The following is a 20,001-nucleotide window of genomic DNA, read 5'->3' on the forward strand; positions in this document are numbered from 1 at the left end:
TTAAAAAAGTAACCGCCGTCTGCAAATGGTTTGGTTACTTTTTTAACTAAAATATTTGTGACTAACCGTCTATCGGTAGTACCTTTTTCTATATCTATAGTATCAAATTTATATAAATAATTCAATGGTAAATTACGAGCAGTTTATGTCGCAATATTAAAAAAAGCCGAGCACCATTCATAGCCCTGCGGGCTATTTCATGGACGGCTGTCGTATAAATTACGAGCAACCTCCAGCTCGAATCCGCTTCACTACTTCTCGCTGGAGATTGTCACAACATTAAAATAAAATAGCTTACACCTTTGTGAGTAAACTCCCAGGTGTAAGCTATTTATTTTAACGTTGCTCGTAATTAGCCAAAGTATCTTTTTAATAAGCCTTCGAATGCTTTGCCGTGTCTTGCTTCGTCTCTTGCCATTTCATGTACTGTGTCATGGATTGCATCGAGGTTTGCAGCTTTTGCTCTCTTTGCGAGGTCAAATTTTCCAGCTGTTGCACCGTGTTCAGCTTCAACTCTCATTTCAAGGTTTTTCTTTGTGCTGTCTGTTACAACTTCACCGAGTAATTCTGCAAATTTAGCAGCGTGTTCAGCTTCTTCATAAGCAGCTTTTTCCCAGTATAAACCGATTTCAGGATATCCTTCTCTATGAGCAACTCTTGCCATTGCAAGGTACATTCCAACTTCTGAGCATTCACCTTCAAAGTTTGCTCTTAAGTCAGCAAGAATATCTTCGCTTACTCCCTGAGCTACACCTACAACGTGTTCTGCAGCCCATTCTTTTTCGCCTTCTTCAACTTTGTTAAACTTATCTGCACCTACACCACATACTGGACACTTTTCAGGTGCTGAATCTCCTTCATGTACATAACCACATACTGAACATACAAATTTTGCCATTTTTAATTCCTCCATTATATATAATTATTTTTTAGTGACTTACTAATCTTTCTTATTGCACTTAGGACAAATGCCGTAGTAGTAAGTTTGGTGACCTTTTATTATTCCGTCAAAATGATCTTGAGCTATCTTGTTAATCTGTAACTCTTTCATAAATATATCTTCAACTTTACCGCATTCTGTGCAGATGAAGTGGTAGTGGGGTTCTGTGTGCCCATCAAAATGTTCCTTACCATCGCCTAATTTTAATGAAAGGACTTCACCTTGTTCAACCAGAAATGAAAGATTACGATATACAGTTCCAAGACTGATGTTAGGAAGTATTAGCTTAACACTTGCATAAACATCGTCTGCTGTAGGATGATCATATCGGCTTAATAAGTTTTCTCTGATTAACTCACGTTGCTTACTGTATTTGACCATTTGCTTTCCTCCATAACAATAATAGTAACGATTACTGATATTATAATATCTAATGAATCCTAATTTGTCAACACTTATTTTTAAAAATATGATAAAATATTTAGCTATTATGTTAGGGAAATATGACATCGGGGTAAAAAGCAATCGCCTTTAATGAGCGTATCGGGACGTGCCTAAGAATTTTTGCCAGCTTATGTTCATGTGGATTTAGACATTTTGACTCTGTTATAATAAAACATTTAACAATTGTGAATTGAAAAATGGAGGAAACGTAGTAAATGAAAGACGAAAAATCATTTGCAATGCAAGCATGAATTCTTGCATTTATAAAGAATAAATTTACAATATAAAAAGAAAATATTAATATTTCATCTTAATAAAATATGATACAATTATATATAAGTTTTAGAACGTGATAAATAATGAAGGAGGAGCGTAATTCAGATATTTCTGTGCGATGAGTATTTGTGGTTACGCGAAGTTACATATGGAAAAATACATTATGGCACTTGATCAGGGAACTACAAGTTCAAGATGCATTTTGTTTAATAAAAAAGGTGAAATAATAGCTCAGGCAAATCAGGAATTTACACAAATATTCCCAAAACCCGGCTGGGTTGAACATGATCCGGAAGAAATTTGGCTGACACAGTTACTTTCAATAAGAAAAGTAATGAATATGGCTGGAGTTAGTGGCAATAATATAGAAGCAATAGGAATCACTAATCAGCGGGAAACTACAATTGTGTGGGACAGGAATACAGGAAAACCGGTGTATAATGCGATTGTATGGCAGTGTAGAAGAACTGCTGATATTATTGATGATTTGGAAAAACAGGGAAAGAGTGATTTGATAAAGAAAAAGACAGGATTGATTCCCGATGCTTATTTCTCAGGGACAAAGATTAAATGGATTTTAGACAATGTTTCAGGAGTGAGAAAGAGAGCGGAAGCGGGAGAACTTGTATTTGGAACTATTGATACATGGCTTATATGGAAATTAAGTGGTGGAAGTGTTCATGTAACAGATTATACAAATGCTTCAAGAACAATGTTATTTAACATTAAGGAATTGAAATGGGATAATGAATTGCTTGAATTGTTAAACATACCAAAGCAAATGCTTCCAGAGGTTAAAACTTCAAGCGGAATATTTGGTTATGCAAGCAAAGATATATTGGGAAATAATATTCCGATTACAGGAGTGGCAGGAGACCAGCAGGCAGCATTGTTTGGACAGGGATGTTTTGAAAAAGGCGATGTTAAAAATACATATGGAACAGGATGCTTTTTATTGATGAATACAGGAAACACACCTGTTGAATCGCAAAATGGGCTTATTACAACAATAGCAGCATCAACCGATGCAAAAGTTGAGTATGCACTTGAAGGTAGTGTTTTTGTAGCGGGAGCAGCGATTCAGTGGCTTCGTGATGAAATGAAACTTGTGGAAAGTGCACCGGAGAGTGAGGATATGGCTTCTAAAGTTGAAGATACAAATGGAGTTTATGTTGTACCTGCTTTTACAGGTTTGGGCGCTCCATATTGGAAGCAGAATGCCCGTGGAATGGTTGTAGGACTTACAAGAGGAACAAGCAGAGAACATTTTGTAAGGGCAACACTTGAGTCATTGGCATATCAGACATATGATTTGGTAAAGGCAATGGAAAGTGATTCAGATACTTCAATTAATTCGTTAAAAGTAGACGGAGGAGCTTGCGCAAATAACCTTCTTATGCAATTCCAGTCAAATATATTGCAGACAAATGTAGCACGCCCAAATGTAATTGAAACTACAGGTTTAGGTGCAGCATATCTTGCAGGACTTGCAACAGGGTATTGGGCAAGCAAGGAAGAAATAAAAGCCAATATGGGAATTGAAAAAACATTTGAGCCTGATATGGATAAAAAAAAGGTAGAAAGAATGGTAAAAGGGTGGCATAAAGCTGTCAAATGTGCCATTTTCTATAGTGAAGAATAAGTTAAAAACGAAAGTTTTCTGACTATATGAAGATTTAAAATAAATAATAAAGCAATTAAGATGATAAGTATTTACTAATGCAGTATTAAAAATAATTGGACTACAAGGAGAAACTAAAAAAATGAGTATTTTATCGGTGGTAATTCCGGCATACAATGAGGGAGCGATGCTTCATAAAACAGCAAATGTTGTATCAACTATTTTAGAGGAAAATAATATAGATTATGAAATAGTATTTGTAAATGATGGCTCAAAAGATAATACATGGGAAGAAATTGAAATAGCAAGTAAGGCTAATCCAAAAGTTAAAGGAATTTGCTTCTCAAGAAATTTTGGAAAAGAAGGAGCAGTATTTGCGGGGCTTGAATTTGCTCATGGTGATTGTTGCGCAGTTATGGATTGCGATTTGCAGCATCCGCCTGAAACTTTAGTGGAAATGTATAAACTTTGGAAACAGGGATTTCAGGTTGTTGAAGGAGTAAAGGCGACAAGAGGAAAAGAAAGTGCAATTCATAAATTATTTGCAAAGACATTTTATAAAATTATAAGTGATGCAACAAAGATTGATATGTCAAGGGCATCAGATTTTAAATTGTTAGACAGACAGGTTGTTGATGCGTTTATTGCTTTACCTGAAAGACAGGTATTTTTCAGGGCATTGTCATCGTGGGTTGGATTTAAAACTACATATGTGGAATTCGATGTCCAGGAAAGAGAAGCCGGAGTATCAAAATGGTCATTTAAATCTCTTTTTAAATATGCAATTAACAATATTACGTCATTTACAGTTGCACCTATGCAGATAGTTACCGGTTGTGGGATGTTTTTATTTGTGTTCTCTATTATTTTCGGAATTTTTTCATTAGTGAAATATTTTAGTGGAAAATCATTAGAAGGATTTACAACAGTTATTTTACTTTTACTTATCATAGGTAGTATTTTGATGATGAGTTTAGGTGTAATTGGTTTCTATATTTCAAAGATTTATGAGGAAGTAAAAATGAGACCTCGTTATATTGTGGCAAAAACAACAGATGATAATAATGAAAAATAGCTGATAACAGAAGTTATAAAAAGACCTGCTCAATTTAATATACATTTAAGATTATGAATGTATATTAAATTGAGCAGGCTTTTTTTTATAAAGTCAGGGTCAAAAATCCCTGACTTTGATGCCTACGGATTGTCATATGCTACGTATTTAAACACACCCTGGCATTTTATTATATATTAATTAATTATTTATTCTGTAAGTAAGCATCAATGCTTTCAGCAGCCTGTTTTCCTGCACCCATAGCAAGGATAACAGTAGCAGCACCTGTAACAGCATCTCCACCTGCGTAGATTCCTTCACGTGTTGTCTGAAGAGTGTCTTCATTTACAACTAAACATCCACGCTTATTTGCTTCCAAACCTTCAGTAGTTGTTCTTATTAATGGGTTTGGTGAAGTACCGATTGACATGATAACTGTATCAACATCAAGCTCAAAATTACTTCCTTCAACCTCGATAGGACGTCTTCTTCCTGAAGCATCAGGCTCACCAAGTTCCATTTTAACGCATTCCATTTTAGAAACACGACCATTTTCGTCGCCGATAAGTTTTACAGGATTATTTAAGTTCTTGAAGATGATTCCTTCTTCAATTGCATGATGAACTTCTTCCTTACGTGCAGGCATTTCTTCCATACCACGACGGTAAACTACGTATACATTTTCAGCACCAAGACGCTTTGCAGTTCTTGCAGCATCCATAGCAACATTACCACCACCTACAACAGCAACATTTTTGCTCTTAATAATAGGTGTATCATATTCAGGTAAGTAAGCTTTCATAAGGTTAGCACGTGTTAAGTATTCATTTGCTGAATAAACACCGATTAAAGCTTCGCCTTCGATTCCCATAAATGATGGAAGTCCGGCACCTGAACCTACGAAACATGCTTCATAGCCCATATCAAAAATTTCATCGATTGAAAGAACCTTACCTACAACCATATTTGTCTCAATGTCAACACCAAGAGCAGCAAGGTTATCAACTTCCTTCTGAACGATAGCCTTTGGAAGTCTGAATTCAGGGATACCGTAAACTAAAACACCACCGGCTTTGTGGAATGCTTCAAATATAGTAACCTGGTAACCTTTCTTAGCTAAATCTCCGGCACATGTAAGTCCTGAAGGACCGGCACCGATAACAGCAACTTTTCTTCCGTTGCTAACAGGTTTTTCCGGTGCAGCAAGGCTGTTTGCCATATGGTAATCAGCACAGAATCTTTCCAAACGTCCGATTGCTACAGGTTCACCCTTTATACCACGAACACAATTTCCTTCGCACTGTGATTCCTGTGGACATACACGACCACATACAGCAGGAAGCCCGTTTGTGCTTGTAATGATTTCATAAGCTTTTTCAAATTCTCCGGCAGCTACCTGTTCAACGAATTCAGGAATTCTAACATTTACAGGACAACCGTTTACACATGGTTTGTGCTTACAATTTAAACATCTTGTTGCTTCTTCAATAGCCATTTCAGGAGTGTATCCCATGGCAACTTCTTCAAAATTCTTATTTCTTACATTTGGTTCCTGCTCAGGCATAGGAACTTTTGTTAAAGACATATTTGCCATTATTTGTCACCTCCAGCCATTTTATACATACGACAATGTTCTTTGTCGTGAGCTTCTTTTTCTTTATATGTAGAATTACGTTTCATTAATTCATCAAAATCAACTTTATGTCCGTCAAAGTCAGGACCATCTACACATGCAAATTTAATTTTCCCATCTACAGTAACACGACATCCACCACACATACCTGTTCCATCAATCATAATAGGGTTTAATGAAACTAAAGTTTTAATATTGTATGGTTCTGTTACCTTTGCAACGAATTTCATCATAGGAACAGGTCCGATGGCGATAACTAAATCATAGTCATTTCCGGCATCGATAAGGCTTTGTAATTTGTTTGTTACAAATCCCTGTTCGCCATAAGAACCATCATCAGTTGTTATATATAAATTGTCGCAAACATCCTTGAATTCATCTTCAAGAATAACGATATCTTTATTTCTAAATCCGGCGATAACATCAACCTTAGCACCATTATTAAATAAAGCTTTAGCTGATGGGTAAGCGATGGCACATCCAACACCACCACCGATAACGCAGGCTTTCTTTACTCCGTCTAATTCTGTTGCTGCACCTAATGGCCCAACAAAATCTAATAAAGCGTCTCCTTCATTTAACTTAGAAAGAATCATTGTTGTCTGACCTACAATCTGGAAAATGATTGTTACAGAACCTTTTTCAGGGTCTGTATCTGCGATTGTAAGAGGCATTCTTTCACCATATTCATCAATACGAAGAATAATAAACTGACCAGCTTTTGCTTTTTTTGCGATAAAAGGTGCTTCTATTTCTAAAAGTACAACTGTATCGTTAAGCTGTTTTCTTCTTAAAATTTTGTACATAGTAAACTCCTTAACATAATAAATATTTATATTCTACTTAAAATCTTCACTAGTATACCATAGTAGGAAAAAGTACGCAATTCCAAAAACTGCATAAATATAGAAAGAATTGTATAAAAATCCTGTTATTGAGCAAAAATAGAAAGTTAAAATTATATCAATTATGTAATTTGTCAAAAAAATTGCTTTTGAAAAAATAGATTTAGTATAAGCAACAATTTTAAGCCAATAAAGCATGTTGACAATTAAATTTATGTATTTTATACTTTAAGACGAGTCTAAAATAGATTAAATAAAGTCAAGACTTAAGAACAGTAAATGATGTTAGAAAAAAGTGTGGCTTGTAGGAGATAATATACAAAGCATTCATACAATTTTGACATCATTAAATTAAAATAATTTAAATTTAAATATTGTACAGTTGAGATTGAACAGGAGTTCATGAAGGGGTACACCACCACGGGTGTAGTTTCTTTGTGGACTCCTTTTTTATTTGGCTAGTGATATGGAAGGAGGAAAATAATGAAGATAAATGGAAAAGATTTTGTTTTGAATAAATCAACTACAGTAAGCGAGTATTTAGAAAAAAACGGATATGTTCAGGCACATATAGTTGTTGAATTAAATGAAAAGATTTTGCCAAAAAATATGTATGAAAAAACATACTTAAAAGACGATGACTGCCTTGAAATCCTAACTTTTATGGGTGGAGGCTGATTTGAAAATATAATATGTCAGGCTAATCTGCTTAATTAAGCAGGAAAAATTATAGCGATAGGAAACTGTGACATTTAAGCAGAAAAAATTATAGCGATAGGAAACTGTGACATTTAAGCAGGAATAATTATAGCGATAGGTAATTGCAACATTTATTTTAAGAATATTGTAGAGTTAAGATTTTGATTTAGAAGCAGTGTTAAAGGAGGAACATTATGAATAAGGATACATATTCAATTGGAGGACATGAGTTTGAATCTCGTTTTATTTTGGGATCAGGAAAATTTTCTCTTGATTTAGTTAAAGCATGTATTGAAAAAGCACAGACACAGATTGTTACATTAGCACTTCGCCGTGCAAATGAAGGTGGAATGGCAAATATACTGGATTACATTCCGGACAATGTTACTTTATTACCTAACACATCAGGAGCAAGGAATGCAAATGAAGCAGTAAGAATTGCACGTCTGGCAAGAGAAATGGGATGTGGCAATTTTGTTAAATTAGAAGTAGTTCATGATTCTAAATACTTGCTTCCGGATAACTATGAGACGATTAAAGCAACAGAAATTTTAGCAAAAGAAGGATTTGTTGTTATGCCATATATGTATCCTGATTTGAATGCAGCAAGGGCGTTAAAAGAAGCAGGGGCAGCCTGCATAATGCCATTAGGAGCTCCAATTGGTTCAAATAAAGGACTTGCAACAAAAGATTTTATCCAGATACTTATAGATGAAATTGATTTGCCAATTATTGTAGATGCAGGAATTGGACGACCTTCACAGGCGTGTGAGGCAATGGAAATGGGAGCTACTGCTGTAATGGCAAATACGGCAATTGCTACTTCAGGAGACGTGGAAGTTATGGCTGAAGCATTTAAGAAAGCAATTGAGGCCGGAAGAAGTGCATATTTAGCCGGACTTGGACAAACTATAGAAAAAGGTGCAAGTGCATCATCACCATTAACAGGATTCTTGCATGATTAACAGGAGGCTTTAAAAAATGAAAAATGAACAGAATAACAATCATGTAAATGAGAGTATTTTAAGCGAACAGATTTTAGAAGACCAGAAGAAAAATAGAATTAATCATATGGAATATTTGCCGGGAATGGAAAACATAGGTTCAGAGATAATGAATAAAGTAGTTAGTGAAATGAACAATTATGACTATGACAAATATACAGAATATGATGTAAAGAGAGCACTTAACAATACAGAAAGAAGTGTTGAGGATTTTAAGGCGTTACTATCACCGGCAGCGCTTCCATTTATTGAAGAGATAGCCAAGGCAGCACAGATAGAAACAAGAAAACATTTTGGAAACAGCACTTATATGTTTACACCAATTTATATTGCAAATTATTGTGAAAATTACTGTATTTACTGCGGATTTAACTGCCATAATAAAATAAAACGAGCTTGCCTTAATGATGAAGAAATAGATAGGGAAATGAAGGCAATCGCTGATACAGGACTTCAGGAAATTTTGATTTTAACAGGGGAGAGCCGTGCAAAATCAACAGTTGAATATATTGGAAATGCCTGCAAAATAGCAAGAAAATATTTTAAGGTAATCGGACTTGAAATTTATCCTGTAAACTCAGACGAATATGCATATTTGCATGAATGTGGAGCTGATTATGTTACGGTATTTCAGGAAACTTATAATTCAGACAAATATGAAACTTTGCATTTAGCGGGGCATAAGAGAATTTTCCCATATAGAGTGAATGCACAGGAGAGAGCATTAAAAGGTGGCATGAGAGGTGTTGGATTCGGTGCACTTTTAGGACTTGATGACTTTAGAAAAGATGCATTTGCTACAGGATATCATGCATATCTTTTACAGAGAAAATATCCACATGCAGAGATTGCGTTTTCGTGTCCAAGATTGCGACCGATTATTAATAACGATAGAATTAATCCTATGGATGTTCACGAGACTCAGCTTTTGCAGGTTGTATGCGCATACAGATTATTTATGCCATTTGCCAGCATAACAGTATCAACAAGAGAATGTGCAAGAGTCAGAGATAATCTTGTCCAGATAGCTGCTACTAAGATTTCAGCCGGCGTTAGTACAGGAATTGGAAGTCATGCAAAGGATATTGAAGATAAAGGTGATGATCAGTTTGAAATCTCTGACGGACGTTCGGTTGATGAAATCTATAACGATTTATTAAAGGTCGGAATGCAACCTGTAATGAGTGACTATATTTATGTATAGCAGATGGAGTTTATGAGCTATTTTAGAAAAGTAAGAAAACTTATAAATGCTTATTATGCATAACACACAAAATTTGTTATGTATAACAAGTGGAAGTTAAGAGAGTTTATTTTTGTGGTAGGTGAAGTTTATGAGTGACACATATGAAAATAAAATCAAAGAAAACGGATATATAAATGATAAAGTTATATGCGTTACAAACAGACATTTAAGCGAAAAGTCATTAGCCAGGCAGGTAGAAATAGTATGCAAATTTCATCCAAAAGCTATAATTTTGAGAGAAAAAGATTTGCCGGAGGATGAGTATATGACTCTTGCAAATGAGATACTTGATATTTGCAAAAAAAATAATGTTAAGTGCATATTACATTTTTATCCTAATGTGGCAAAAAAGTTAGAGTGTGATGCAATCCATCTGCCTCTTTTTAAACTTAGAGAAAATCAGAAATGCTTATCAGGATTTAAAATAATAGGGACTTCGGTTCATTCGGTAGAGGAAGCAATTGAAGCACAAAATCTAGGTGCGACATACATAAGTGCAGGACATATATTTGCAACAGATTGCAAAAAAGGTGTTCCACCAAGAGGATTAGAATTTTTAAAAGAAGTGTGTCAAGCGGTAAACATTCCGGTCTATGCAATTGGGGGAATTAAGCTGTCAGATGAACAAATAAAGTTAATTACAGATTGTGGGGCAGCAGGCGGATGTATAATGTCAGGAATGATGAAACTGAAATTAGAAGATATGGAATAAAGATTTTGCCAGTTGATTAAAAAAATGAGAAAGACTATCAGGAGATAATTAGTTTACATATTACAGAAATTTTATTAAAATAAAATGAGTAATTAATAACAAAGATAGAAATGAGGGTTTTATTATGAGCAGAGTAATAGAAGAAAACGGACGAAGAAGCGCAGAAAAGGAATTGTGGTCAGATAAGAAAAGAACAATATTTGGACTTCCAATTTCATTTACAAAATATACACTTACAGATACGAGACTTATTATTAAAAGCGGATTTTTAAACATTAAAGAAGATGAAATCATGCTTTACAGAATTACAGACATTACATATAAGGCAAGTCTTTGGGAAAGAATGTTTGGAGTTGGCAAATTGTTCTGTGATTCAGCTGATAAATCAGCAACTAATTTTATTGTTGGACCTATAAAGGAGGCTGTAAAGGTAAGAGATTTGCTTTCTGATAATGTAGATGAACAGAGAGATAAAAAACGTATCAGAGGAAATGAATTTTTCAATGATTCAATGGATGATGACATGGATTTACAGAATTAATATGATGACATGAAGTTGAATAATGAGAAATCATAGTCATATAAAATCAAGAAAGTTAAAATTATTTTGTAAAATTCAATCTAGAGATAATGAATTATAAATAAAAAGCACCTATCCTTCAACAAACGTGAAACAATTTCAAATTTTAGATTTGAATTTGCATAATACACTATAGTTGTAAAAGGTAGGTGCTTTTATGTTTATATTTTTAATTTAAACAAAAATTATTTTGAAGATGTTGGGATGTACTGGGCAAGTGTAGATGCCATATTTGAAATAGGCATTGTCTGAAGCCATACTCTTCCAGGACCTGTAATATATGTATTGAAAATTCCTTCGCCACCAAATAAGATGTTCTTTACGCCAGGAACAGTCTTAATATCCATCTGACAGCTTTCAGACATAGCTGCAAGATGTCCTGTGTCTACAACAATTTGTTGACCTGCTTCAAGATTATATTCAACAACATGACCATCAAATTCTGCAAATACAATTCCGTTGCCTGCAACCTTTTGCATGATGAAGCCTTCACCACCAAATAAACCTGAACCTAATTTTTTTCTAAAATGCATAGAAAGTTCAACTCCACGTGATGAAGCTAAGAATGCAGATTTTTGTAAGATCATTGCATTGCCTGGAGTTATTTCAAATGCTTTAATAGAACCCGGAAAGCATGAAGCAACAGCAATTTCACCGGGACCACCTTGGGCTGTGTAAATATTTTGAAATAAGGTATCTCCTGAAAATGCTCTTCCAAGTACTTTTCCAATTCCACCATTAGTAGTTGTTTCCATTAACATGTTTGGTGACATCCATGACATTCCACCACCTTCGGTAATAATGCTTTCACCGGCTTCCAAGTTCATAATTACAACTGGGAGTGTATCTCCCTCAATACGGTAATTCATAAAAATCCTCCTTATATATGTTTATATTTTGTATTTCTTTTTAATATATGAACTGTTATGTGCTAGATATTTGTAAAATCTTATCTGACATTTAAAAGTATTATAGCATATACTTACCGATAATATGTAAGAAACGGATGCAGATTAAGAAATTTATAAGGTTTATAAACATTTACTAGCATTTTTTGCAGTTAGATAGTATAATGTATGTGGTCAAACCACGGGCTTTAGTTATGTAAACCATATTTTAGGAGTTTGACTAATACAGGTAAACAGTTATTTACCAGGTACAAAGTTTAGGAGGATACTAAATGGTAAGAGCAATAGTAGGTGCCAACTGGGGCGATGAAGGTAAAGGTAAAATTACAGACATGCTTGGTGAAAAGTCTGATATAATCGTTAGATTTCAGGGAGGAAGCAATGCAGGTCATACAATTATAAATGACTATGGTAAATTTGCATTACATTTACTTCCATCAGGTGTATTTTATCAGCATACAACATGTATTATCGGTAATGGTGTTGCACTCAATATTCCATACCTTCAGAAAGAAATAGATGAAATAGTTTCAAAGGGTGTTCCAAAACCACACATTCTTGTTTCAGACAGAGCACAGATTCTTATGCCATATCACATTGATTTTGATGCATACGAAGAGGAAAGACTTGGAGGAAAGTCATTTGGCTCAACAAAGTCAGGTATTGCTCCATTTTATTCAGATAAATATGCAAAGATTGGTTTTCAGGTTTCAGAATTGTTTGATGATGACATTTTAAAGGAAAAAGTATACAGAGTAGCAGAAATGAAAAATGTTATGCTTGAACATATGTATCACAAGCCATTAATTGACCCTGAAGAATTATTAAAGACATTACATGAGTACAGAGATATCGTTGAACCATATGTTGCTGATACATCATTATTTATCAGCAATGCATTAAAAGAAGGCAAAACAGTTCTTTTAGAAGGACAGTTAGGTTCATTAAAAGATCCTGATTTTGGTATTTACCCAATGGTTACATCTTCTTCAACACTTGCAGCATACGGTGCAATTGGAGCAGGTATTCCACCATATGAAATTAAAGATATTATTACTGTTGTTAAGGCATATTCAAGTGCAGTAGGAGCAGGTGAATTCGTAAGTGAAATATTTGGAGATGAAGCAGATGAACTTAGACGCCGTGGTGGTGACGGTGGTGAATTCGGAGCTACAACAGGTCGTCCAAGAAGAATGGGATGGTTTGATGCAGTTGCTTCAAGATACGGATGTAGAATGCAGGGCGCTACAGAAGTTGCACTTACAGTATTAGACGTACTTGGATATTTAGATGAAATTCCAGTATGTGTAGGATATGAAATAGATGGAGAAGTTACAAGAGACTTCCCTGTAACAGCAAAGCTTGCAAAAGCAAAACCTGTTTACAAAGTACTTCCAGGTTGGAAAGAAGAAATCAGAGGAATTACAGAATATGACAAGCTTCCGGAAAACTGCCGTAAATACATTGAATTTATAGAAAAAGAATTAGAAGTACCAATCACAATGGTATCAAATGGTCCGGGAAGACATGAAATCATATACAGATAGGCAATGAGCCATCGCACAAAAATAGAGAGAGATACACGATGTGAGTTTACTCACAAGAGAGTATCTCTCTCTATTTTTGTATGTGGCGAAGCCACTGACGAAATAGACCGAAGGTCTATGAGTACAGATGGCACATTGCCATTATTTCCCACCTAAAACCTTAGCTATCAGTAAAATAGCATATATCAAACATGGAAGAACAACGATGCTCCATGCACAAGCCATAAATGCTGAATTATTTCCCATTATTGCAAAAACAAGACAGGCAATAATTAAAACAGCAAGGATTCCAATTGTAGCAAAAACTAAAAATTTTTTTAATTTATCCATAAGAACGCTCCTTTAACATTTGAGAAGTAATATTGTTTATTTGTACACAAATACTTTTGTATTATAGAATAAGATGTCAAAAAATAAAAGTACGGGGGAAGTAAAAAAATATTAAAAAGAAAAAACATATAAATAGTTAATAAGACAAATTTTATAAAAAGTTAATATGAAAAATTAAATAATAGGAAAAATAAATGAAAACCTGAAAATAAATCTAAAGATATGAAAAAATCCAATAAAAAGTTTTATTGCAATTATTCTCAATTATTCGTATAATATCTAAAGTATGCGTAGTTTGTTTACACAAATTAATTTAAAAATAAAGTAGCAGTTATGATGATGAGGTAAATGATTTCAGATATTATGAGAATAAAGAGTTTGTGAACATTCTTGTGATTCTTTTATCGTATATTACATCATGACAAAAGTTAAGTTATGGAGGAATTTGCGTAATGGCAGAGAAAAAATACTTATTAGAAACTTGGAGAGAAATTGCTTACAATCAGAATCAGACTCAGCAGCAGTTTGACGCATTTTGGGATGCATATTTTGTTCAGGAAAAAGAAGTTTACAAAGATATTCTTGGAAACAAAGATGTTGTAGTAAAAGGAACTATTAAAGAACTTGCTGATAAGTACAATATGGAAGTACTTACAATGGTAGGATTTTTAGATGGAATTAATGATAGCTTAAAGGTATCTAACCCAATTGATACATTTGAAGAAGATACAGAAGTAAGTCTTGAATATGATCCTGAATTGTTATACAAGAACATGGTTGAAGCTAAGGCAGATTGGTTATACGGCTTAGAAGAATGGAATGACATTCTTACACCAGAAAGACAGAAGGAATTATATAGAGAACAGAAAAAGTCAGGAACAATCGTTAAGGAAAAGAAGATTGGACGTAACGATCCATGCCCATGTGGAAGTGGAAAGAAATACAAATTCTGTTGTGGAAGATAATTATAGGGCGGTCCGGCTGTTAGCTTGGCCGCTTTAGTTTATTATATAGAAAATTGACAGTAGAAATTTAAGAATAATATAAGTATGGAGTTTAAAGTTTATAGAAACCTTAATTTTTAGGAGAAAAATATGGAGGCTTATACCGGATTTGCCGCAGTTTATGATGAATTAATGGATAATATTCCATATGAGGAATGGGGCAAATATTTAATAGAATTATTAAATGAATATGAAGTGAAGGATGGAATTGTATTAGACCTTGGTTGTGGCACAGGAAATATAACAGAGATTCTTGCAAATAATGGTTATGACATGATTGGAGTAGACAACTCTCAGGAAATGCTTAATATAGCGATGGAAAAAAGAGGTGACGATACATCTATATTGTATTTGCTCCAGGATATGAGAGAATTTGAATTATATGGAACAGTTGCTGCAGTTGTAAGCATTTGCGATTCGCTTAATTATCTCACTGAATATGAAGATGTTGTAGAAACATTTAAACTCGTAAGAAATTATTTAGACCCGGGTGGAATTTTCATATTTGACTTAAATACGGTTGGAAAATTTGAACAGATTGGAGATTCGGTAATAGCTGAAGACAGAGACGACTGTAGCTTTATTTGGGAAAACACATTTTACGAAGAAGAACGTATAAACGAATATAATTTGTCGATATTTGTTCAGGGCGAAGATGGCAGATATGATAAATTTACGGAAAATCATTACGAGAAAGCATATTATTTAGAAGAAATACGTCAGGCTTTAGAGGAAGCAGGACTTGAATATATAACGGCGTATGAGGCATTTACTAAAAATCTGGCAAATGATAATCAGGAAAGGGTTTATGTGATTGCCAGAGCAAATAAGTAAAAATAGAAAAACAATCGAGGAAATGAAATATAGAATAAAAAATAAAGGAGAAATTAAATGAGTGAAGATTATATTGTAAGAGCAATGGCGGCTGATAATCAGATTAGGGCATTTGCAATTACATCAAGAAATATAGTAGAGACAGCAAGACAGCATCACAATACAAGTCCTGTTGCTACAGCTGCTCTTGGAAGACTTCTCACCGGAGGAGCGATGATGGGAGTTATGATGAAGGGTGATGATGATATCCTTACACTTATGATGAAAGGCGACGGACCGATAAATGGAGTTACGGTAACAGCAGATTCTCATGGAAATGTAAAAGGATATGTAGGCAATCCTAATGTAATCATCCCTGCGAATTATGCAGGAAAATTAGATGTCGGAGCTGCAATTGGATATGGAACATTGACTGTAATTAAGGACATGGGATTGAAAGAACCATACTCAAGTCAGGTGCCACTTGGTACAAGTGAAGTTGCAGAAGATTTAACATATTATTTTGCTACATCAGAACAGGTTCCTTCAGCAGTAGCGTTAGGTGTTCTGATGGAAAAAAATAACACAGTAAAGCAGGCAGGCGGATTTATAGTACAGCTTATGCCATTTGCTGAAGAAGAAGTAATATCTGCGTTAGAAGAAAAAATAGCTAAGATAACTTCTGTAACAGATTTGCTTGAAAAAGGGATGACACCGGAAGATATCTTAGAATTTGTATTAGGAGATTTAGGCGTAGAAATAACGGATAAGGTGCCAACACAGTTTTATTGCAACTGCAGTAAAGAGAGAGTTACAAAGGCATTAATGGGAATTAACAAGGCTGAAATTAAAGATATGATTAATGAGGGTAAGGACATTGAAGTGAATTGTCATTTCTGTAACACAAATTATAATTTTAGTGTTGAAGAATTAAAAAAATTACTGTAAAAAAGTTTTTAGTAAATAAATTATGACCTATTGTTTGCAAAAGTAAAATTGTAAATATTAGGTCTTTATTTATATAAGTAAACAAATTTGTAAGAAAATAGGTGAAAATTAACAAAAAATATTGTAAAAAACGTTTTCATTTGTTTAAATATACATATATCATAAAAAGAGAAAATGATTTAGGAGAAAAGAAATATGAGAAAGTGGTTTAGAAAATGTATGGCGTCATTGTGCGCTGCAACAATTGCGTTCAGTGGAATGTATATTGTTGGAAACGAAAGTACAAAAGATGTAAAGGCCGACGGAGAATACCAGTTGGTGTGGAGTGATGAATTTGATGGTACAGAGCTTAATAGAAATAATTGGAATGTAGAAGTTAACGGTAATGGTGGAGGAAATAATGAACTTCAGTATTATGTTGACCGTACAAACAATATTCAGGTTAGTGATGGCACATTAAAGATTACTGCCAGAAAAGAAAACTATGGTGGTAAAAGTTATACTTCAGGAAGAATTAATTCTAAAGGAAAACAGGAATTTAAATATGGAAAAATTGAAGCTAGAATGAAACTTCCAAGATTTTCAGGAATTTGGCCGGCTTTTTGGACACTCGGGGCAAATTATAGTTCTGTAGGATGGCCTAAATGTGGTGAAATGGACATTATGGAAGCAATAAATGATAATAATACGGTATTTGCAAATCTTCATTGGTCATATAAAAATAGTCAGGCTGATACAAAAGGAAAAACATATGATGTAGGCGATAGAACCCAATGGCACACATATGGAATGGAGTGGGATGAGAATAGTGCTGCATTTTATGTTGATGGATATGTATATGAAAGATATACCATTTCAACACAGTCTGAAATGGAGGAATTTAGAAAAGCTCAATTTATTATATTAAATCTTGCTGTAGGTGGACAACTCCCAGGATATAATATTAATCAAAATGGTTTTCCTGCAACAATGGAAGTTGACTGGGTAAGGGTTTATCAGAAGCCTGAGAAGGAATCAACAAAATATACAGGTCCAACAATTACAGTTAACCAGGATGCAATAGGTGAATATACAGGTGCATGGACTTCATTCTTTGGACAAACATGGTGTGGAACTTATGGAAATGTAATTGGTAATGGAGCTAAGGTAACTGATGGGGTTACTATAAATGTAACAGATGCAGGAATAATACAAGGTGATAGTCAGTGGAGTGCTCAGGCGAATATAGAAGGATTAAAATACTATGCCGGAAATGATTACGTATTAAAATGTACATTAGTTTCAACTGAAAGCAAAAAAGTATTTGTAAAAATTGCAGGAGACGATGAAGAGTCAATTAGTGGAGAATACATTACATTGGTAAAAAATCGGCCATATAACTATGAGAAAAAAGTGAGCATACCAAGTGATTATGCAGGAAAGCTTGATTTGAAATTTGGATTTGGAAGAAGTGATGGGGATCCAATGGTTCAGAATGGAAGTTTTAGTGCAAAAATAACGAATTTATCATTTTCAACAACGGCAGTAATTCCTGACCCAAGTTATGCAGAAACGACAACTAATAATGGAAATAGTGGGAACAACAGCACAACTAATAATGGAAACAACAGCACAACTAATAATGGAAATAGTGGAAACAACAGCACAACTAATAATGGAAATGCCGGTAATAATGAAACAAATAACAGTAATATAAATAACACAGACATAACTAACAATGTTTCTGATGTAAATAATATTGATAACATTTCTATACAGCAGATTCAGAATAGTAAAACTAAAATAATTAGTGCAAAGAGCAAAAAGAAGAGAAGCGTAAAAATAATTATTAAAAAGCAGACTAATGTTACAGGCTATGTTATCAAATATAGTACAAATAAAAAATATTATGGCTATAACACAAAGCAGATAAAAAAGAATATTTATAACTTTAAAAAACTTAGCTCAAATAAAAAATATTATTTTAAGGTCAGAGCTTACATAAAACAGGATGGAAAGAAAATTTACGGAAAATGGAGCAAGAGTAAAAAAGTAAAAGTTAAATAGAAAAATCATTATTAGGACAAATAATATAAGAAATAACTGGACTTTCAGACTTTAGAGTGTTAAAATGTGAAAGAGAAAAAGATAGCACAGGAGGCAATTTATGAGTAAGTCAGTTAGAACAAAGGAAGTAGATCATTTATTTGCAGCTATATTATCATTGGAAACAAAGGAAGAATGTTATACATTTTTTGAAGATGTATGTACCATAAATGAATTATTATCAATATCACAGAGATTTGAAGTGGCTAAGATGCTTAGAGAAGGAAAGACATATTTAGAGATTTCAGAAGACACAGGGGCATCAACAGCTACAATCAGCAGAGTTAACAGATCTCTTAATTATGGTAATGATGGTTATGATATGGTATTAAAGAGAGCCAAATATGATGATTAGCTTTGAGCATTCTGGATTAGAAGATAGTATTTAATATTAAAGTAATTAACACTTCGCTTTTTGAAAATTCAGTTTCATAAATAAGGTCTTACCTTATACAAATTAAAAGCCTTAAATTTTGAATTAGAAACAAAATTTAAGGCTTTTAAAATACAGTTACACTAAATTCTACTATTTATCAGTTTTATTCTTATCACTCTTATTTTTGTCAGATTTATCTTTTGAGTTTTCCTCCTTTGGAAGAGAGTCAATCAACTTTTCGATAATCATTTTTCTTGCAAGGCATTCGTAAGTCAAAGTCGCAATTAGCGTAAGTGTCTGCAAATATTCTTTATTATCTTCATTATCCAAATTTGAAAAATACTCATTGGATTTTACGTACGCATCAATAATCGACTGATTATCGTCAGTATCTTTCATATATTGAATGAATAATTTAAAAATTTCTTCAAGACTATTATTTCCATCATTAAAATAATCTTTAATTAATGGGGACAAGGCCGTATCAATATCATTAATTGAAATAATATTTTTAAGATAAAATATCATCATTAAAAGAATTAAATGGTCTTTGGAATATTTTTTCTTTTCGGGAGGTGGTAATAAACGACTTTTAGCATAATTATTAATCATGGTTTTTGTTAAGAGCTTGTCGTCGTCGTTACGTTTGCTTCCCTCAAATTTATTATTTAAATAGGTTGTTACCTGGTCCATATATAAATCAATGTTTGGTATATCGTCTATGTTAAATGAGTTAAAGTCGTTTAATATAGACTCAATTATTTTATCACTTTCCATATATACCTCCTTATGTACAAAAAATATTATAATACATAGTAATGAAAACTACAAATAAAATTTATTACAAATAGCAGAAAATATGTTCGATTTTTTTAGAAAATATGATATGATAGCAGAAGTATATAAAAATTTGCCTAAGTGGATTATAAAAATAAG

Annotated in this window: 20 protein-coding genes; 13 read left to right on the plus strand and 7 right to left on the minus strand. The window is 33.6% G+C overall.

The window, feature by feature from the left end; all coding sequences use genetic code 11:
- Window positions 1-352: 352 nt before the first annotated feature.
- Together DWX29_RS08420 and DWX29_RS08425 are read right to left on the minus strand one after the other, a co-directional pair.
- On the minus strand, window positions 353-898 hold the full coding sequence (locus tag DWX29_RS08420; protein WP_022088974.1) for an NADH peroxidase: 546 nt from the start codon (window positions 896-898) through the stop codon (window positions 353-355).
- Window positions 899-940: 42 nt separating this feature from the next.
- Window positions 941-1,321 carry a transcriptional repressor gene (locus DWX29_RS08425; RefSeq protein ID WP_022088973.1) on the minus strand — a complete coding sequence of 127 codons (381 nt, stop codon included), beginning with the start codon at window positions 1,319-1,321 and terminating at the stop codon, window positions 941-943.
- A gap of 487 nt (window positions 1,322-1,808) precedes the next feature.
- On the opposite strand from DWX29_RS08425, the gene glpK reads away from it, so the two are divergent.
- Together glpK and DWX29_RS08435 are read left to right on the plus strand one after the other, a co-directional pair.
- A complete protein-coding gene (gene glpK / locus DWX29_RS08430) occupies window positions 1,809-3,302 on the plus strand; it encodes a glycerol kinase GlpK (RefSeq protein ID WP_118565670.1) in 1,494 nt (497 codons plus the stop codon).
- 121 nt (window positions 3,303-3,423) lie between these two features.
- Window positions 3,424-4,356, plus strand: a complete 933-nt coding sequence (locus DWX29_RS08435) for a glycosyltransferase family 2 protein (protein ID WP_022088971.1) — start codon at window positions 3,424-3,426, stop codon at window positions 4,354-4,356.
- A gap of 184 nt (window positions 4,357-4,540) precedes the next feature.
- Here the strand turns inward: DWX29_RS08435 and gltA are convergent, their stop codons facing one another.
- On the minus strand, window positions 4,541-5,929 hold the full coding sequence (gltA, locus tag DWX29_RS08440) for an NADPH-dependent glutamate synthase (protein ID WP_118565619.1): 1,389 nt from the start codon (window positions 5,927-5,929) through the stop codon (window positions 4,541-4,543).
- Window positions 5,929-6,774 carry a sulfide/dihydroorotate dehydrogenase-like FAD/NAD-binding protein gene (locus DWX29_RS08445; RefSeq protein WP_117910032.1) on the minus strand — a complete coding sequence of 282 codons (846 nt, stop codon included), beginning with the start codon at window positions 6,772-6,774 and terminating at the stop codon, window positions 5,929-5,931. Before DWX29_RS08445 ends, gltA begins: the two co-directional genes overlap by 1 nt.
- Before the next feature lie 522 nt (window positions 6,775-7,296).
- Between DWX29_RS08445 and thiS the strand changes: the two genes are divergently transcribed.
- The 5 genes from thiS to DWX29_RS08470 all read left to right on the plus strand — a co-directional run bounded on the left by thiS (window position 7,297) and on the right by DWX29_RS08470 (window position 11,015).
- On the plus strand, window positions 7,297-7,491 hold the full coding sequence (gene thiS, locus DWX29_RS08450) for a sulfur carrier protein ThiS (RefSeq protein ID WP_118565620.1): 195 nt from the start codon (window positions 7,297-7,299) through the stop codon (window positions 7,489-7,491).
- A gap of 215 nt (window positions 7,492-7,706) precedes the next feature.
- Entirely contained in the window at window positions 7,707-8,477 is a 771-nt protein-coding gene (locus DWX29_RS08455) for a thiazole synthase (RefSeq protein WP_117910033.1), read from the plus strand.
- A 106-nt stretch (window positions 8,478-8,583) separates the two neighbouring features.
- A complete protein-coding gene (thiH, locus tag DWX29_RS08460; protein ID WP_347497671.1) occupies window positions 8,584-9,720 on the plus strand; it encodes a 2-iminoacetate synthase ThiH in 1,137 nt (378 codons plus the stop codon).
- Between the two features lie 130 nt (window positions 9,721-9,850).
- Window positions 9,851-10,474, plus strand: coding sequence for a thiamine phosphate synthase (locus tag DWX29_RS08465; RefSeq protein WP_022088965.1), 624 nt, complete (start codon window positions 9,851-9,853; stop codon window positions 10,472-10,474).
- A gap of 124 nt (window positions 10,475-10,598) precedes the next feature.
- Complete coding sequence (locus DWX29_RS08470) at window positions 10,599-11,015, plus strand: PH domain-containing protein (RefSeq protein ID WP_022088964.1); 417 nt, start codon at window positions 10,599-10,601, stop codon at window positions 11,013-11,015.
- A gap of 224 nt (window positions 11,016-11,239) precedes the next feature.
- Here DWX29_RS08470 and DWX29_RS08475 read toward each other — a convergent pair whose 3' ends face one another.
- On the minus strand, window positions 11,240-11,923 hold the full coding sequence (locus DWX29_RS08475) for a TIGR00266 family protein (RefSeq protein WP_022088963.1): 684 nt from the start codon (window positions 11,921-11,923) through the stop codon (window positions 11,240-11,242).
- Between the two features lie 311 nt (window positions 11,924-12,234).
- Here DWX29_RS08475 and DWX29_RS08480 point away from each other — a divergent pair, with 311 nt between their 5' ends.
- Window positions 12,235-13,509 (plus strand): adenylosuccinate synthase, encoded by a 1,275-nt coding sequence (locus DWX29_RS08480; RefSeq protein ID WP_022088962.1) that lies wholly within the window; start codon window positions 12,235-12,237, stop codon window positions 13,507-13,509.
- 141 nt (window positions 13,510-13,650) lie between these two features.
- On the opposite strand, the gene DWX29_RS08485 is transcribed toward DWX29_RS08480, so the two are convergent.
- Window positions 13,651-13,839 carry a hypothetical protein gene (locus tag DWX29_RS08485; RefSeq protein ID WP_118565622.1) on the minus strand — a complete coding sequence of 63 codons (189 nt, stop codon included), beginning with the start codon at window positions 13,837-13,839 and terminating at the stop codon, window positions 13,651-13,653.
- A 452-nt stretch (window positions 13,840-14,291) separates the two neighbouring features.
- Here DWX29_RS08485 and DWX29_RS08490 point away from each other — a divergent pair, with 452 nt between their 5' ends.
- The 5 genes from DWX29_RS08490 to DWX29_RS08510 all read left to right on the plus strand — a co-directional run bounded on the left by DWX29_RS08490 (window position 14,292) and on the right by DWX29_RS08510 (window position 19,044).
- A complete protein-coding gene (locus DWX29_RS08490; protein ID WP_022088960.1) occupies window positions 14,292-14,804 on the plus strand; it encodes an SEC-C metal-binding domain-containing protein in 513 nt (170 codons plus the stop codon).
- A 129-nt stretch (window positions 14,805-14,933) separates the two neighbouring features.
- Window positions 14,934-15,677, plus strand: coding sequence for a class I SAM-dependent methyltransferase (locus tag DWX29_RS08495; RefSeq protein ID WP_118565623.1), 744 nt, complete (start codon window positions 14,934-14,936; stop codon window positions 15,675-15,677).
- Between the two features lie 57 nt (window positions 15,678-15,734).
- Window positions 15,735-16,604 carry an Hsp33 family molecular chaperone HslO gene (hslO, locus tag DWX29_RS08500; RefSeq protein ID WP_118565624.1) on the plus strand — a complete coding sequence of 290 codons (870 nt, stop codon included), beginning with the start codon at window positions 15,735-15,737 and terminating at the stop codon, window positions 16,602-16,604.
- A 195-nt stretch (window positions 16,605-16,799) separates the two neighbouring features.
- Window positions 16,800-18,650 (plus strand): glycoside hydrolase family 16 protein, encoded by a 1,851-nt coding sequence (locus DWX29_RS08505; RefSeq protein ID WP_118565625.1) that lies wholly within the window; start codon window positions 16,800-16,802, stop codon window positions 18,648-18,650.
- A gap of 100 nt (window positions 18,651-18,750) precedes the next feature.
- A complete protein-coding gene (locus DWX29_RS08510) occupies window positions 18,751-19,044 on the plus strand; it encodes a YerC/YecD family TrpR-related protein (protein ID WP_022088956.1) in 294 nt (97 codons plus the stop codon).
- A gap of 171 nt (window positions 19,045-19,215) precedes the next feature.
- On the opposite strand, the gene DWX29_RS08515 is transcribed toward DWX29_RS08510, so the two are convergent.
- A complete protein-coding gene (locus DWX29_RS08515; RefSeq protein WP_022088955.1) occupies window positions 19,216-19,842 on the minus strand; it encodes a DUF1836 domain-containing protein in 627 nt (208 codons plus the stop codon).
- Window positions 19,843-20,001: the final 159 nt, after the last annotated feature.

The organism is Eubacterium sp. AF19-12LB (genome assembly GCF_003479125.1).
GTDB lineage: Bacteria > Bacillota > Clostridia > Lachnospirales > Lachnospiraceae > Eubacterium_U > Eubacterium_U album.

Excerpts from the sequence above, each read along its gene's own strand:
- DWX29_RS08420 (WP_022088974.1), bottom strand. The coding sequence starts at position 898 with ATGGCAAAATTTGTATGTTCAGTATGTGGTTATGTACATGAAGGAGAT.
- DWX29_RS08425 (WP_022088973.1), bottom strand. The coding sequence starts at position 1,321 with ATGGTCAAATACAGTAAGCAACGTGAGTTAATCAGAGAAAACTTATTA.
- glpK (WP_118565670.1), top strand. The coding sequence starts at position 1,809 with ATGGAAAAATACATTATGGCACTTGATCAGGGAACTACAAGTTCAAGA.
- DWX29_RS08435 (WP_022088971.1), top strand. The coding sequence starts at position 3,424 with ATGAGTATTTTATCGGTGGTAATTCCGGCATACAATGAGGGAGCGATG.
- gltA (WP_118565619.1), bottom strand. The coding sequence starts at position 5,929 with ATGGCAAATATGTCTTTAACAAAAGTTCCTATGCCTGAGCAGGAACCA.
- DWX29_RS08445 (WP_117910032.1), bottom strand. The coding sequence starts at position 6,774 with ATGTACAAAATTTTAAGAAGAAAACAGCTTAACGATACAGTTGTACTT.
- thiS (WP_118565620.1), top strand. The coding sequence starts at position 7,297 with ATGAAGATAAATGGAAAAGATTTTGTTTTGAATAAATCAACTACAGTA.
- DWX29_RS08455 (WP_117910033.1), top strand. The coding sequence starts at position 7,707 with ATGAATAAGGATACATATTCAATTGGAGGACATGAGTTTGAATCTCGT.
- thiH (WP_347497671.1), top strand. The coding sequence starts at position 8,584 with ATGGAATATTTGCCGGGAATGGAAAACATAGGTTCAGAGATAATGAAT.
- DWX29_RS08465 (WP_022088965.1), top strand. The coding sequence starts at position 9,851 with ATGAGTGACACATATGAAAATAAAATCAAAGAAAACGGATATATAAAT.
- DWX29_RS08470 (WP_022088964.1), top strand. The coding sequence starts at position 10,599 with ATGAGCAGAGTAATAGAAGAAAACGGACGAAGAAGCGCAGAAAAGGAA.
- DWX29_RS08475 (WP_022088963.1), bottom strand. The coding sequence starts at position 11,923 with ATGAATTACCGTATTGAGGGAGATACACTCCCAGTTGTAATTATGAAC.
- DWX29_RS08480 (WP_022088962.1), top strand. The coding sequence starts at position 12,235 with ATGGTAAGAGCAATAGTAGGTGCCAACTGGGGCGATGAAGGTAAAGGT.
- DWX29_RS08485 (WP_118565622.1), bottom strand. The coding sequence starts at position 13,839 with ATGGATAAATTAAAAAAATTTTTAGTTTTTGCTACAATTGGAATCCTT.
- DWX29_RS08490 (WP_022088960.1), top strand. The coding sequence starts at position 14,292 with ATGGCAGAGAAAAAATACTTATTAGAAACTTGGAGAGAAATTGCTTAC.
- DWX29_RS08495 (WP_118565623.1), top strand. The coding sequence starts at position 14,934 with ATGGAGGCTTATACCGGATTTGCCGCAGTTTATGATGAATTAATGGAT.
- hslO (WP_118565624.1), top strand. The coding sequence starts at position 15,735 with ATGAGTGAAGATTATATTGTAAGAGCAATGGCGGCTGATAATCAGATT.
- DWX29_RS08505 (WP_118565625.1), top strand. The coding sequence starts at position 16,800 with ATGAGAAAGTGGTTTAGAAAATGTATGGCGTCATTGTGCGCTGCAACA.
- DWX29_RS08510 (WP_022088956.1), top strand. The coding sequence starts at position 18,751 with ATGAGTAAGTCAGTTAGAACAAAGGAAGTAGATCATTTATTTGCAGCT.
- DWX29_RS08515 (WP_022088955.1), bottom strand. The coding sequence starts at position 19,842 with ATGGAAAGTGATAAAATAATTGAGTCTATATTAAACGACTTTAACTCA.